General features: G+C 54.4%; 12 protein-coding genes. 1 reads left to right on the top strand and 11 read right to left on the bottom strand.

Annotation, left to right across the window (positions count from 1 at the left end; translation table 11 throughout):
- Positions 1 to 6 precede the first annotated feature (6 nt).
- From hisS to DYE26_RS31430, 5 genes are all read right to left on the bottom strand, one after another.
- Positions 7 to 1251 carry a histidine--tRNA ligase gene (gene hisS, locus DYE26_RS31445; protein ID WP_036620647.1) on the bottom strand — a complete coding sequence of 415 codons (1245 nt, stop codon included), beginning with the start codon at positions 1249 to 1251 and terminating at the stop codon, positions 7 to 9.
- A gap of 678 nt (positions 1252 to 1929) precedes the next feature.
- Entirely contained in the window at positions 1930 to 2388 is a 459-nt protein-coding gene (locus DYE26_RS31440) for a hypothetical protein (RefSeq protein WP_036620645.1), read from the bottom strand.
- A gap of 203 nt (positions 2389 to 2591) precedes the next feature.
- Positions 2592 to 2759 carry a hypothetical protein gene (locus tag DYE26_RS33695; RefSeq protein ID WP_164815308.1) on the bottom strand — a complete coding sequence of 56 codons (168 nt, stop codon included), beginning with the start codon at positions 2757 to 2759 and terminating at the stop codon, positions 2592 to 2594.
- Positions 2760 to 3436: 677 nt separating this feature from the next.
- A complete protein-coding gene (dtd, locus tag DYE26_RS31435; RefSeq protein WP_036620643.1) occupies positions 3437 to 3886 on the bottom strand; it encodes a D-aminoacyl-tRNA deacylase in 450 nt (149 codons plus the stop codon).
- Positions 3887 to 3907: 21 nt separating this feature from the next.
- Positions 3908 to 6085, bottom strand: coding sequence for a RelA/SpoT family protein (locus DYE26_RS31430; RefSeq protein WP_036627716.1), 2178 nt, complete (start codon positions 6083 to 6085; stop codon positions 3908 to 3910).
- 308 nt (positions 6086 to 6393) lie between these two features.
- Here DYE26_RS31430 and uraA point away from each other — a divergent pair, with 308 nt between their 5' ends.
- Positions 6394 to 7692, top strand: a complete 1299-nt coding sequence (uraA, locus tag DYE26_RS31425; protein WP_036620640.1) for a uracil permease — start codon at positions 6394 to 6396, stop codon at positions 7690 to 7692.
- A 383-nt stretch (positions 7693 to 8075) separates the two neighbouring features.
- Here uraA and DYE26_RS31420 read toward each other — a convergent pair whose 3' ends face one another.
- From DYE26_RS31420 to DYE26_RS31395, 6 genes are all read right to left on the bottom strand, one after another.
- Positions 8076 to 8588 (bottom strand): adenine phosphoribosyltransferase, encoded by a 513-nt coding sequence (locus DYE26_RS31420; protein ID WP_036620637.1) that lies wholly within the window; start codon positions 8586 to 8588, stop codon positions 8076 to 8078.
- A gap of 134 nt (positions 8589 to 8722) precedes the next feature.
- Positions 8723 to 11131, bottom strand: coding sequence for a single-stranded-DNA-specific exonuclease RecJ (gene recJ, locus DYE26_RS31415; RefSeq protein ID WP_036620634.1), 2409 nt, complete (start codon positions 11129 to 11131; stop codon positions 8723 to 8725).
- Positions 11132 to 11377: 246 nt separating this feature from the next.
- Positions 11378 to 12334 (bottom strand): cation diffusion facilitator family transporter, encoded by a 957-nt coding sequence (locus DYE26_RS31410; RefSeq protein ID WP_036620631.1) that lies wholly within the window; start codon positions 12332 to 12334, stop codon positions 11378 to 11380.
- Positions 12335 to 12445: 111 nt separating this feature from the next.
- Positions 12446 to 13339, bottom strand: a complete 894-nt coding sequence (secF, locus tag DYE26_RS31405; RefSeq protein ID WP_082207703.1) for a protein translocase subunit SecF — start codon at positions 13337 to 13339, stop codon at positions 12446 to 12448.
- Positions 13329 to 14582, bottom strand: a complete 1254-nt coding sequence (gene secD, locus DYE26_RS31400; protein WP_036620628.1) for a protein translocase subunit SecD — start codon at positions 14580 to 14582, stop codon at positions 13329 to 13331. The genes secF and secD overlap by 11 nt, the downstream gene beginning before the upstream one ends.
- Positions 14583 to 14684: 102 nt before the next feature.
- Positions 14685 to 14942, bottom strand: a complete 258-nt coding sequence (locus DYE26_RS31395; RefSeq protein WP_036620625.1) for a post-transcriptional regulator — start codon at positions 14940 to 14942, stop codon at positions 14685 to 14687.
- Positions 14943 to 14954: the final 12 nt, after the last annotated feature.

Raw genomic sequence — 14954 nt, 5'->3', positions numbered from 1 at the left:
TATTGATTACGATAGCTCATGAATCAATTCGCTCAACTTCACGGTGCGCTGCTCGCCGCTCTCCATCGATTTGAGGGCGATTTCTCCGCGCTCAAGCTCGTCGTCGCCGAGGATCGCCGTATAGCGGGCTTGCATCCGGTCGGCAGACTTCATTTGCGCCTTCATTTTGCGCCCCAAATAGTCGCGTTCGGCGGAAAATCCCGCCTGCCGCAGCTTATACAACAGGGTCGTACTCTCCTTGTCGGCCGCCTCGCCGAGCGCGACGAGATATACGTCGAGAGGTTTGGCGGCGCCGATGCCGATCTCCTGTTTTTCCAGGATCAGCGCGATCCGCTCCAGGCCTAAAGCAAGCCCGATGCCCGGCTGATCCGGACCGCCCACTTCGGCCACCAGGCCGTTGTAGCGGCCGCCGCCGCCGATCGTGTCGATCGCACCGATCCCCTGCGCTTTGTATTCGAAGGCGGTATGCGTGTAATAATCGAGCCCGCGCACCAGCCGGGGATTGATAACGTAATCGACCCCCATGGCGGTCAGCAGTTCGCGGACTTTGGCGAAATGCGCCGTGCATTCCTCATCCAGACTGTCGAGAATTGAAGGCGCCCCGGCGAATTTGTCCTGATCCACCTTGCAATCGAGCACGCGCAGCGGGTTGCGTTCTATCCGCGATTGGCAGTCCTTGCATAGGGAATCCTTCATCGGTAGCAGGAAAGCAAGCAGCTGCTCGCGGTAGGCGGCCCGGCTCGCCGGATTGCCCACGGAGTTGATTTCCACTTTGACGCCTTGAAGTCCCAGCTCGCGGCAAAACTCGTAGCCCAGCGACACGACTTCGGCGTCGATCGCCGGGTCCGTCGCTCCGAAAGCCTCGATCCCGAATTGGTGGAACTGGCGCTGGCGGCCGGCCTGCGGCTGCTCATAGCGGAACATCGGCCCGATGTAATACAGCTTGCTGACGTCCGGCTCTCCGAACAGCTTGTTCTCCACATAAGCGCGAACAACTCCCGCCGTGCCTTCCGGCCGCAGCGTCATGCTCCGGTCCCCCTTGTCCAAGAAGGTGTACATCTCCTTCTCGACGATGTCGGTCGTTTCCCCTACACCGCGCTCAAACAGCGAGGTTTGCTCGAAAATCGGCGTGCGGATCTCACGGTAATTAAAGCGGCGGCAAATATCTCTGGCCGACTCTTCAATAAACTGCCATTTCTCGACGGTGCCCGGCAGCAAATCCTGCGTGCCCTTCGGTTTTTGAAAAGCCATAGTTCATCCTCCATCCTAAATTGCTCATCAAAATAAAAAACTCCCGTTCCTGTTTGATGCAAACAGGGACGAGAGACTGGTTTCCAAATCACCCGTGGTGCCACCCACATTCCGAATTCCTGATTCGTGCAACACCAGCCGTGATAACGGCAATGCTGCATGCGAAAAAGGGATTCGCTTTAAGCGGTTATCGCCCGCCTACGCCGTACGTCTACTTTGCCGTAGCGGAAGCCTGTTAAGGTGCCGCTCACCGCATTTCGCCGCCGGTTCTCGGGGAAGTCTTTCGTTCAATCATCACCGGAATCCTTCCAGCCTGCTTCATAAGCGGATAGCGGCTCCTAAAGAGCGCCTATCGCCACGAAGACTCGGGATCCCTCTCTGCGGGTGTGGGGTCGAATTACTCTGTCCCGTCATCGAATTGCTATCATACATTTATTTATTTCAATTGGCGCCCCATACCAGGGGGTGACATCAACTGTTATTTCTTGATTGTATGTAACCACCGCGCTAAAGTCAAGTCTGCTCAACAAAAATGTCGGATTAAAGAAAAAAACCTGTCACCAACGGGGTGCAGGTCCAAAGGTATATATTGTATTAAAAAGGGGGTCATGCTGTTATTATAAACAGCTTATGTTAAGGGATCATGAATCTAATATTACAGTTATATTACAGCATGGCTTAACCTATAGGAATATACGCTCCGTGGGCGCGCAATTTTTGCACGATCCTGTCGTAATCCTCATCTTTTACCGCCGCGCTGAGCACATATTTCCAGCCTTCCGGCCCGTCCCCGGTATTCACGACGTTCCGGGCCGGGTCCATTTCCCGCTCGCCGGCCACCGCCTCGCTGTGCTCTCCGTTCAAAGCGTCGCCAGCCCCCCGGTCACCGAAAGCGAATACCGGAAGCGCGCTTTGGCCGCCCCGCAGCGTTCCGGGAAGCGGCAGTCCAACGGTGCCGCCGGAATTCATCGAGCCATTGGGAACGGGAAGCAGTTGCACCAGCAGCTTGTTATCTTCGCCCGTTCTGTCGTCCGTATGCCCCGCCTCTACCTGGTTCGGCGCGTACGAGAGCAGGCCGATTCGCGCCCCCTCCACCTGGTCTTCGGTTCGGAAATAAGCCTGGATATGTTTGGTCATGCTTGATCATCTCTCCTTCATCTCGGGTGTAAGCATCGATCGCCGAACGATTCTTTGCTTGTTATTGCCCGAATCGGGAGAGTTTATGACGAATGTGGCGAATTGCCCGATAAAGCCAAAAACGCAAGCCAGGAGAGCATTTTACTCCTACGCTTGCGTTTTGTTATTATTTCCACTTCTCGCCACCGCTATAATGACAGCGTTCAGCTTCCCGGGCGCGGAAGCCACTCGGCGGACGGCTTAACCTCCCGCGGGATCAGCTCGTAGGCTTCCGGTTCCGCCGCACGCGCCAGCATGCGGGCTTCACCGCGGTCTCCCGCCGCCAGCAGCGGAACGCTCCGCCAAGCTTTGGACTTTGTCGATTGACGCATAGGGTTGTGGGCTCCTTCAGGACATCGTTGTTGGTACCCTCAAGTGTACCCTCGGCAAGCCCCAATTATCCCTCTTCGGCAGCAGATATCCGACCTCATGAAGGCTAACGGACTAGACAACCTTATTTGCCCGAAAAAAGGCTCTTTTTCCACTGGCGTTGCATTAAATCTGACAAGATACATTTTCTAGCCACACCGGTATTCTAACGGTTGCCACAAACATTATTTGTTCCAAAAACGTTGATTTCAAATTGTAACGGTTGCCGGAGCGCTTATTTCACTTAAATCCGGCTCAGTTTGCTTAGATTCAGGCAAATAACGGCGATCACAACCGTTAGATTTCCGGCGGGCGCATTATCGGCTTGAAAACATGATCATTTCCCCAGAAAGTCTGGATCCCAGGAAATCTGAAATGGATCAGGGCTGCAAGTTGTCTAGATTGAAAGTTAATGCAACACTAGTGCTCTTTTTCATTTCTAACGGACAGGAGAGCCTCTATTTGCTCAAAAAAGGCCGGATACGCGCACATCAATACCGAATAAGGTCTGTGGTGTCCGTTACATTTTGAAAACGGTCGTCTTCATCGAAATAACGGCGCTGGTGTCCGTTAGGGTTGGAAACGCTGCCGGAGCGTCAGGTCGTCCTGCAAGCTCGAACAAGCCCCAACAAGCTCGCGCTTAAGCTCCGCCAGGGCTGTCCAAAATCAGCGTGACCGGCCCCCAATTGACGAGCTCGACGTTCATGTCGGCCCCGAATTTGCCGGTTTCCACCGTCAGCCCTTTCTCCCGGAGCATCGCATTAAACCGCTCGTAAAGCGGCTCGGCGGTTTCCGGCCGGGCGGCCGCAGTGAAGCTCGGACGCTTGCCGCTTCGGCAATCGCCGTACAGCGTAAACTGCGACACGGACAAAATGGCTCCGCCGATATCCGTCACGCTAAGATTCATTTTGCCGGCTTCGTCTTCAAAAATGCGCAAACCGGCGATTTTTTCGGCCAAATAAGCGGCATCCCGTTCCGTATCCTCATGCGTAACGCCGACCAGCAGCATTAAGCCCCGCCCGATGGAGCCGATCGTTTCTCCCTCTACCGTGACGCGGGCTTGCCGGCAGCGCTGAACCACAATTCTCATCGTCTTCACCTTTCAACTCGGCTATTGCATAATCCGGTGCACCGTATACACATCTTTGACCCGCTTGATTTTCTCCACCACGGATTGCAGGTGATCGGTGTTGCGGATCAAAATCGTCATATGCACAAAAACCATTTTATTTTTATCCGAACGGCCGGACACGGCCGAAATGTTCGTTTTGCTTTCCGAAACCGCCTGCAGCACTTCGTTCAGGAAGTTGCGGCGGTCGTGGCCGGTAATCTCGATATCGACGTTGTAATTCGCTTCGATCGCGTTCTCCCATTCCACCTCGATCACGCGGGCCGCTTCTCCCCCATCGGTTCCCGCCGGGATGTTCGGGCAGTCGCTGCGGTGCACGGAAACCCCGCGGCCGCGGGTGATGTATCCGACGATTTCGTCGCCCGGCACAGGATTGCAGCAGCGGGCAAACCGCACCAGCAAGTTGTCGATGCCTTTCACGACCACACCGTTCGTCGGACGATGCTTGCGGTCTTCCGGAGCCTTCACTTCCTTGACCTCGGAGGTCAATTCGATATGGCCCGCAGCCTCCTCCTGCTCCTTGCGCAGCTTTTCGGTCAGCTTGGTGACGATCTGGGAGGCGGTAATGCCGCCAAACCCGATGGCCGACAGCATGTCGTCGATGTCGTTGAAAGCGTACTTCTTGGCCGCCTCGAGCAGCTTCTCGTCCGTCATAAACGAAGGCGGCTCGATCCCGGCGCGTTTCAGTTCGCGTTCGATCGCTTCGCGCCCCTTTTCGACGTTCTCCTCCCGCTTCTCTTTTTTGAACCATTGCTTGATTTTGCTTCGGGCATGGGAGGACTGGGCGATTTTAAGCCAATCCTGGCTTGGCCCGTAGGAATGCTTCGAGGTCAGAATCTCAACGATATCGCCCGTTTTCAGACGATGGTCGAGCGGTACGATGCGCCCGTTCACCTTGGCGCCGATCGTCCGGTTGCCCACCTCGGTATGAATCCGGTAGGCGAAATCGAGCGGGACGGAGCCGGCCGGCAGCTCGATGACTTCCCCGGACGGCGTAAACACAAACACCAGGTCGGAGAAGAAATCCATTTTGAGCGATTCCACAAATTCGGAGGCGTCCTTCGCCTCATGCTGCAGCTCCAAAATTTCGTTGAAGAACGTAATTTTGTTTACCAGGCCGTTGTCGCCCGATCCCTCTTTATAAGCCCAATGGGCCGCGATCCCGTATTCCGCCGTCCGGTGCATTTCCCAGGTGCGGATCTGCACCTCGGTCGGCTCCCCGTTAGGGCCGACGACCGTCGTGTGCAGCGACTGGTACATATTGGCCTTGGGCATCGCAATGTAATCCTTGAACCGCCCCGGCATCGGTTTCCACAACGTATGGATTATGCCCAAGGTTGCATAGCAATCCTTGATATTTTCCACGATGATGCGAATGGCCAGCAGATCGTAAATTTCGTTGAACTGCTTGTTTTTCGTCGTCATTTTCTTGTATACGCTGTAAATATGCTTCGGCCGGCCGGACAAATCGGCCTGCACGCCCATTTCCTCCAGCTTTTCGGCGATGCGGGCGATGACGTTTTTGATGTATTCCTCGCGTTCGGCCCGCTTCTTGCGCATTAAGTTGGCGATCCGGTAGTACTGTTGAGGATTGAGATACCTTAGCGCGATATCTTCCATCTCCCATTTGATCGCGGAAATACCCAATCTATTGGCGATTGGGCAAAAAATTTCCAATGTTTCATAAGCGATCCGCCGCTGGCTCTCCTCCGACTGATATTTCAGCGTCCGCATATTGTGCAGACGGTCCGCAAGCTTGATCACGATCACGCGGATGTCCTGAGCCATGGCGATAAACATTTTCCGGTAGTTTTCGTTTTGCTGCTCTTCTTTGGATCTGAATTTGATCCGTTCCAGTTTCGTCAGCCCGTCGACAAGCAGGGCGCAGTCATTTCCGAATTGTTCCTGTATCTCTTTCAAGGACACGGTAGTGTCCTCTACGACATCATGAAGCAAGGCCGCAATGATCGACAGTGCATCCATCTGCATGTTAACCACGATATCGGCCACCGCAAGGGGGTGAAGAATATACGGCTCTCCGGATTTGCGGACCTGTCCGTGATGGGCCTGCTCCGCAAACTCGTACGCTACCCGTATACGCTGAAGCTCCGGTTCCTTTATATAGGCAGACGCCTTTTCGAGTAATTGCTCTATGCCCATTGAGATCCCGTTCGATTCCTTTCTATATGAAAATATGCTGAAAAAACCCATACAAGAGCATAAATCGCCTTATTTTGATTTCCTATAATTATGACTCTTGCGCCCCCTCTCGTCAACTACCGGCCGTCCGGCGGTTCCAGGCTTTTCCGGCATGGGCGGATACCACAATGCATGTCAAATGGCCGGGCAGGAGATGTTATGGAAAATGACACGTCCAAGTAATTTCTTGTTGAAATATGACGGCAATGTATTTAATCTATTAAGGATAGTTATCCTATGAACGTTTAAATTTAGAGGAGTGGTCCTGGTTGCAACGCGAAATTCAAGTTAACGAAAAAGTTCCTTTCGGCCCCGGCGTTCTGCTGAGCTTGCAGCATTTGTTCGCCATGTTCGGAAGCACCGTGCTCGTCCCGAACCTGTTCGGCGTCGACCCCGGCATGATCCTGCTGATGAACGGCATCGGCACCTTGCTTTATATTTTGATCTGTAAAGGGAAAATCCCCGCTTATCTCGGTTCCAGCTTTGCGTTTATCTCTCCGGTGACCCTGGTCCTTACGAACAATCCGGGGAACGGTTACGCCATGGCGCTCGGCGCTTTTATCGTTACCGGCGTCATTTTCTCCGTCATCGCGCTCCTGGTCAAGTATGCCGGCACCGCGTGGATTGACGTCGTGTTCCCTCCGGCGGCCATGGGCGCCATCGTCGCGCTGATCGGCCTCGAGCTCATTCCGGTGGCGGCGGGCATGGCCGGCTGGATCAACAGCGATCCGGCCAAACCTTGGACCCCCGATCCGACCAGCATCATGCTGTCGCTGATTACGCTGGGCGTAACCGTGCTGGGCGCCGTACTGTTCCGCGGATTCCCCAAAATCATACATATCCTGATCGGGATCGTCGTCGGTTATGTGCTGGCTTTAGTCCTGAGGCAAGTCGATACCGCCAAGATCGCCGCAGCGAATTGGATTTCGCTGCCGACGGTGACCACGCCGCAGTGGAGCCTGCCGGCCATCATCACGATCATCCCTGTGGCGCTCGTCGTAATCGTTGAGCATATCGGACACCTGCTCGTCACGAGCAATATCGTCGGCAAAGACTTGTCCAAGGATCCGGGGCTTCACCGTTCTTTGCTCGGGAACGGCATTTCGACCATCCTGTCCGGTTTCGTAGGCTCTACGCCAAACACGACATACGGCGAAAATATCGGCGTGATGGCGCTCACCAAAGTATATTCCGTGTTCGTCATCGGCGGAGCGGCCATCTTTGCTATCCTGCTCTCCTTCTCGGGCAAATTTTCGGCGATCGTCGCCTGCATTCCGGGACCGGTCATGGGGGGCGTTTCGCTCCTGCTGTTCGGCGTCATCGCCGCCTCCGGCCTGCGGATTTTCGTCGAGCAAAAGGTCGATTTCTCCAAGCCTACCAATATGCTGCTGGCCACGGTCGTGCTCGTCATCGGCCTCAGCGGAACAAAGCTGACGATGGGCAACGTCGAACTGAAAGGAATGGCTCTGGCCACGATCGTCGGCGTTCTGCTCAGCTTGTTCTTCAAGCTGATTCAGGTGCTGGGCTGGTCGAACGAAAAGGAAGAAGCCGCGCATAAAGCGGACTAAACGCACCGGCGGTTTAGTTTCATTGCCGCCGGAAATAGCGGTAAAAAATGCCGTTATTCCAGCGGTTTCCCTCTATATGAAAGAAATAAAGGTAATTGATGCCCCTATTTGCCCGGATTGCCGGGCATTACCCGCATTCTGGCCATTTCACTGGAAAATAGGGGCAAAAAATGCCGCTAATGACGAGGACCATGCTAATCTCCGGATAATAAGCACATAAAGTGCCGCTATTGTAAAGAGACCGGCGGTTGGCCTTCTTCGAAGTAGTTGGCTTGTAAAGACCGTTTTCAAGGTCGATTTAAGGTCGGGCCCTTGCCCTTGCTACCGCTAAATTTAATAAAAGACCGAGCCAGGAACAAATCCTGCTCGGCCTTTTTTTCATTTTAGTAAGTTACAAGGGAAAATACTTCGATGCCCGGCAATTTGGCCCGGCCGTTCAATTCGCTAAGCTCGATCAGAAACGCGGTGCCCGCCACGTTGCCGCCCAGCTCGCGAACAAGACTTACGGAAGTCGAAATCGTTCCTCCCGTCGCCAACAGGTCGTCGGCGATCAGCACGTTTTGGCCGGGTTTCACCGCGTCGCTGTGCATCGCCAGCCGGTCCTTCCCGTACTCCAGATCGTATTCCACCTCAATCGTCTTGTAAGGAAGCTTGCCGCTTTTGCGGATCGGCACGAAGCCGACGCCAAGCGCATACGCCAGCGGCGCCCCCACGACGAAACCGCGCGCTTCAGGGCCGGCGATCAGGTCGATCTTCAGGCCGGAAACGAGCTTTTTCAAATCGTCGATGGCCTGCTTGTATTTAGCCCCGTCGTTAAGCAAGGTCGTAATATCTTTGAAGCTGATCCCGGGCTGGGGAAAATCTGGAATCACCCGGATGTAATCTTTATAATCCAATCCAATCTCCTCCTACGTAACTACGTAATATGCAGTGCTTTGATTATTTTTTAGATATCAGGGAGCACAAGCTTATAGGCCCCGCCCTTTCTGATACCGCAAGATAAACCATTCTAAAACTAGATTAAGTTAATCTATGAAGCCCCTTTAATCCGGGTTAACATCCATTTGGTAATTTCCGGAACCCGGGCATGAAGCAGCATCTGCTCCATTTCGGCGAGCAGCCCGAACTCCCGGTAACGGCTTGAGGTTTCCAGCGGCCGTTTGGAAGGAGAAGGGTTGACGGCGATGGAGCCCGACGCTCTGGAGATAAAACCCAGTTCCTCGAACACGCCCAGCGTTAGCTCCAGCATCCGCCTCGACCAGCCGGTCCGTTTCAACAGCGCCGCCACTATTTCTTCTTCGCGCAGAGCCGCCCCGCCAAGCCTAAGCAGCAGGCCGTACACCTGCTTGAAATGATCGCGGGACGGTGTTTCGATTCTTTCCTGCGGCGAGCGCTGCGGATGCAGCAAATAAATTCTTTCCAACGACACAAACGCAGCCATCATCCGGCTCCAGCCTTCCGAGGCATCCGGCAGCTCAAGCACAAACAGCGTCGTAACGCGGCTTGCGCCGACCGATTCCGCCAAAGCGTTGCCCGGCAGAACGCCATCGTCCTTATCATATACCCAAACCGAGGTATCCTTCAAATCGCCAAGCTGAAGCAATTGAGGGCCCGAGCCAGCCGCGATCACGGCGGGGATGTCACGTTCATACGCCGGCAGGTGAACGAGCGTGCTCTTAAGCTGCTCCAACTGCATAGCCGGATTCCGCGAACCGCGGTAATCGAACACCTGAAGATGGGAAACCGCAAGATCCTGAATCATCAGCTGCGGTTTGCGCGAGCCGTTCCATTCGTTAATTCCGGCTTCGCACACCATGTCCAAAACCGCCTCTTCCGCCAGCAGGGGCGCAAGCTCTCCTTTGCCGAAGGCTACGGCCTCCACGGTCACTCCGTTTTGCCCGACAACCAGCTTCAAATGCTTGCCGTCTTTGCCCATTTGCCGGCATTCCACCAGCTTTACGCCGCGGATCAGCAGGCGCGGACACGTATTGGCCATCCCGAACGGAGCCAGGCTTTCCAGTTCCTCGATGGACGATAACGTGATCTCCTTAAGCGAACATTCCAAATCGGTCGTAATCACGGGTACAAAATGCTCCGGCCGGAGCTTGCCGGCGGCGAAAGCATTGAGACGACGCGAAAATTCGGCCAGGTTGCCGCGCCCCAGCGACATGCCGGCCGCCGACGGATGGCCGCCGAAATGGTCGAGCAAATCGGCGCAATCGGTTAACGCCTCGTAGATGTCGAAGCCGGGAATGGAGCGGGCGGAGCCTTTGCATTCGCCGGTTTCCGGATTAATTCCGAGCACGATCGTCGGACGGAAGTACCGCTCCAACAGCTTTGAGGCTACGATGCCGACGACCCCGGCATTCCAGCCCTCTCCGGCCACAACGATGATATTCGGCAAACCTGCGTCACCGGTCTGCTCCTCGAGCTGCAGCAGCGCCTCCTGCACCATGCTTTCCACCAGCATCTGCCGTTCCTTGTTGAGCACATCAAGCTCCTCGGCAATCGTTTCGGCCTCGTCCGCGTTTTCGGCGGTCAGCAAAGCGACCGCCCGGTCCGCGTGGCTCATGCGCCCGCTGGCGTTGATGCGCGGCGCCAGCCCGAATGCGACCGCCGTCGAGGTCACTTCGCCCTTGGACCAGCCGGCGGTTCCGAGCAAAGCGGTCATTCCCGGAAAAGCCGATCGCGACATCGCGACGAGCCCGGCCCGGACCAGCATGCGGTTTTCTCCGACCAGCGGCATCAAATCGGCGATCGTTCCAAGCGCTACCAGTTCCGTCCAGCATTCCGGGGTGTCATCCCCAAGCAGCGCTTTAGCCAGCTTGAAAGCGACGCCGACACCGGCCAATCCCTTGAACGGATAAGGACAAAAGGGGAGCTTCGGGTTAATTAAGGCGTAGGCTTCCGGAAGCACCGCCGGCGGTTCGTGATGGTCCGTCACGATTACGTCCATGCCCTCCTCGCGGGCATAAGCGATCTGTTCCACCGCGCTGATGCCGGTATCCACGGTAACGACCAGCGTAACCCCCTTCTGCCTAGCCTGCTCCAGAACCGGAATATGTAAACCGTAACCTTCCTTGGTACGATGCGGGATATAGTATTCGTATGTAGCGCCCAGCTTGCGCATCAAACAAATCATCAGCGTCGTCGAGGATACCCCGTCGGCGTCGTAATCTCCGTACACGAGGATCCGCTCCCCGTTTTCCACGGCCCGGCGAATTCTCGGGACCGCTTCCTTCATGCCGCTAAGCAGCATCGGATCGTGTTGATCGGCGGCCGTTCCTTTCAAAAAAAGCTCCGCCTCCTCCGGCTTCGCCATCCCCCGCGTAACCAGCAGCGAGGCGACAAGCGGAGAGAGGTTAAGCCGATCGGCGAGCAAACGGGCGGCTTCTTCGTCGGCGGGAAGCGGGTCCCAGCGGTACTTAGGATGAAGCATGGGCGGCACCTTCTTTCTAGAGGTAGTTCAAAAAGTCATCTTTTGATCACGAAGCAGGTCAAGAAGTGAACTCGACGTCGAATCTTGAATTCAGCCGGGCCTTCCGTTGCTCACGTAGGATCAGCCTACGCTCCGCTACTCAGTCCCTAGCTTCATCCAACCTTCTCGGTGCTGAAAACCTGACTTTTTGAACCTTCATTCAAATGTCTTTTACGCATTTAATGTCTTTTTACGCAGGGCCAAGTGTCATTGCAGTAAATTCGGCATATCGCTGCCGTTTTCCTCCGCGTTGCTCTTATAAGGATAGCCGGCGTCGTAAGGCGCCACTTGAATCCGTACTTCGCTTACGTGGGAAAACCGGTTGAGCAGCAGCATTTTGGCGCGATTGGCGATGTCGTTTGCTTCCATAACCGTGATCCGCGGATTCACGCTGATTTTCGCGTCCACGATAACGTAATGTCCATTCTCCTGCGCTTTCAGTTCATCGACGGCAATAACGCCGTGGACCCGCTGGACCGTCTCGATAAAGGAAGTGGTGTCTTCCTCCTGAATGGCGGAAACCAGCCGGCCGTAAAGGGACTCCCTGATCAGACGGTACGCTCTCCAAAAGACGAGGCAAGCGATAAAAAAGGCGGCCAAAGGATCAAGATAAAGCAATTCAGAAACCCCCATCGCCTGCCCCGCCACCGCGCTAAAAACACCGATGAACGCAGCTACGGAAGAATAAAGAGAGTAACGGTGCGTTGCGATCAGCGATTGCGCGGTTTTGGGATCCTCTTTCCGGGACTGGCGAAACCGGAATTGGAACACCGCTTCCTTCAGCGCAAATGAAACGACGACGGCGACTCCGGCCATCACTTCCGGAGGCTTGAGCTCGTCTCTGGCGATATTCGATATGGCGGCAATCATCATCTGCAGTCCGCCCATAAGCAGGAACACGGCAAAAAAGATCGCAAGAAGCGGCTCAGCCCCTTCTCTCCCGACATATGCCGCGTGCAGCGCTCTCCGCTTCCGTAAACCGGGCCACTCCACTTTTGCGGCGATTTCGGCCGCGGCATCCGAAGCGGAGTGCAATGCGGCCGCCAGCAGCGCCCGGCTGTCGAACCATAGCCCCACCATCCCTTTAAAGACGGCAAGCGCTGCATGGCTTACGATGCTAAGCCAAGCGGCGGAATCGGAAAAGGCAGCATGTTCGCGTTTCATAATGACCTCCTAAAACCATGTAGAAACTGATGAAGAATGATAGAGCCGCGTCTTTAGTCGACGCGGCTCTTTCTTGAACCAACCGATGGCTAGATATCTTCAAAAAGCCGCTTAGGATGCTTTAGCCGGTTTATTCTTTTGCTTACCTTTAAAGACAAACCAGAGCGGGCTGGCGATAAAGATCGAAGAGTAAGCCCCGAACAGCAGGCCGATCACCATGGCGAGCGAGAACATCTTGATCGACTCGCCGCCCAGCAGGAACAGGAAGAAGGCGGCCACAAACACCGTAAGCGCGGTGTATAGGGAACGCATAATCGTCTGCGCCACGCTGTGGTTGACCAAATCGACGAGGTCCTGACGCGTTTTGAGCTTGGAAAAACGCAGGTTCTCGCGAATCCGGTCGAAGATAACGATCGTATCGTTGATCGAATAACCGATGATCGTCAATACCGCGACGATAAAGGTCAGGTCGACCTCCAAGCGGAAAATGGAGAAAACCGCGATGACCATAAACGCATCGTGCAGCAAGGCGACGATCGCGGCCAGGGCAAACCGCCATTCAAAACGGATGCTGACGTAAATGATGATCCCTATACAGGAAATCAGCACGGCATAAATCGCGTTGCGGGCCAGTTCCCGGGCCATTTCCGGATCGACCGTGTTGACTTCGAACGAGGCTTTGTCGTCCAGCTTCGAGATTTCGCTTTTCAACTGCGCATCGTTATCTTCACTAAGCACTTGCGTAAAGCGGATATTCATCCGGTCTTCGCCCAGGCTGACCGTCGTGCCTTCCGCAATGCCGAGCTTGTCCAAGATCGGCTTCACTTGCTCCGCCGTCAGCGGTTTCGTAAGCGAGATGTCCACATTGGAGCCCGCTTTAAAATCGACGCTGTAATTCAAGCCGAAAACCGAGAGGCAGATGAGGCCGGTGATCGTCAGGACGATCGACAAAATATAAAAGTACTTGCTGAGATGCACATAGTCCAGGTTTTTATTAAAGCGCACGAATATCACGCTCCTTTACGCCGAAATACTTCGGTTTCGACAGCTTGCCCGCCTTAAGCAGCAGATTCAGCAGGAAGCGGGAGAGATACACATTCGTAGCGATGCTGAGCACGATTTCCACGATCAGCACGAGCGCAAAGCCTTTTACCGCGCCGGTGCCGAACCAGTACATTACCGCCGCAACGATAATGGTTGTAATATTCGAATCGAGAACCGTGCGCAGGGAATGTTTGTCGCCTGCTTTTACGGCGGACATGATGCTCTTGCCGGTACGTATTTCTTCATGAATCCGTTCATTGGTAATGATATTGGCGTCAACCGCCATCCCGACCCCGAGAATCAAAGCCGCGATCCCCGGCAGGGTAAGCGTAAAGTCTGCCCACACGAACACCAGAATAAGCAGCCATGTATGAATGATAAGCGTAAGGGAGGCGATTAGCCCGGGAACCCGGTACATACCGATCATAAACAGCAAAATGAACGCCGAAGCGATCAATCCGGCTTCAATCGTCTGTTGCAGCGATTGCATGCCCAGCGTAGCGCCTACGCTTTGCGAGTATTTCTCGGTCAATTTCAGCGGAAGGGCGCCGAGATTGATCTGGTCGCGCAGCTCCTTGGCTTCGTTCAAATCTCCGCCAACGCTGATTTGCGCCGATCCGTCGGTCAGCACAGCCTGAACCACGGGAGCAGAGATCAGTTGGTCGTTCATGTAAATCGCCAGCGGCTTTCCAAGCAAACGTTTGGTAACTTCCGCGAACTTTTCTTTATCTTTCACTTTAATGCTGACAACCGGTTCGTTCATCTGGGTATATTCCAGTTTTGCCCCGTTCTCGACAAAATCCGTACCCACCATTTCGATTTTGTTGTAATCGTTAGGGTTCTTCTCCGTACCGTCCTTGCTTCGGAATGTAAGGGAGGCAGGCTCTTTCATCGTTTTGCGTACCGTTGCCTCGTCGGTGACGCCGGCCAGCTTCAAGCGAATCCGGTTGGTGCCTTCGGTCGTAACTTCCGGTTCGCTTGTCCCCAGTTTGTTCGCCCGATCCTCCAGGCTTTGCGCCGTCTTGAGGAGGGATTCCCTCGTCACCGCTCCTCCGCCTTCCAAAGGCGATGCTTCATACAAAATTTCAAAGCCGCCTTTCAAATCCAGGCCGAGACGTACGTTTTTCAACAGGTCGGGGCTTGTCCAGCCCATAATCCCGAGCGAGACAACCACGACGGTTATGAATGCGATGATTCTTTTCATTCCGTACTTCGTTCCCCTTTCAAATTCTCAATATTCCTATTATAGCGATGCAGAAAAAGCGAGTCAATTTATCAAAATTTGCCGACAAAAAAGACCCCGGCCTCATATAAGACGGGATCCACGATATGCGGAAATCGTCATATAATTCATAAATTGGGTCACTTTTAAGGAAAGTATATCATTGACAAGTTGATGCATTGGCGGAATGCCTTCCTTTTCATATTTTTGACTCACGCATTCCCAAATCTCAGGGCCGGTTACGTGCTCGTAACCGATCAATCTGAATTCCTCCGCTTTGCTGCGGCAAAGGCTTTCGATCGCCTCGTTCAACTCTTGTTCCGTCAATCCCTCTTCAGCCACGATTTTCTGCCT

The organism is Paenibacillus macerans, from assembly GCF_900454495.1.
GTDB lineage: Bacteria > Bacillota > Bacilli > Paenibacillales > Paenibacillaceae > Fontibacillus > Fontibacillus macerans.
Note: the sequence above shows the minus strand (reverse complement) of the source record. Positions and strands in the feature narration are given on the sequence as shown.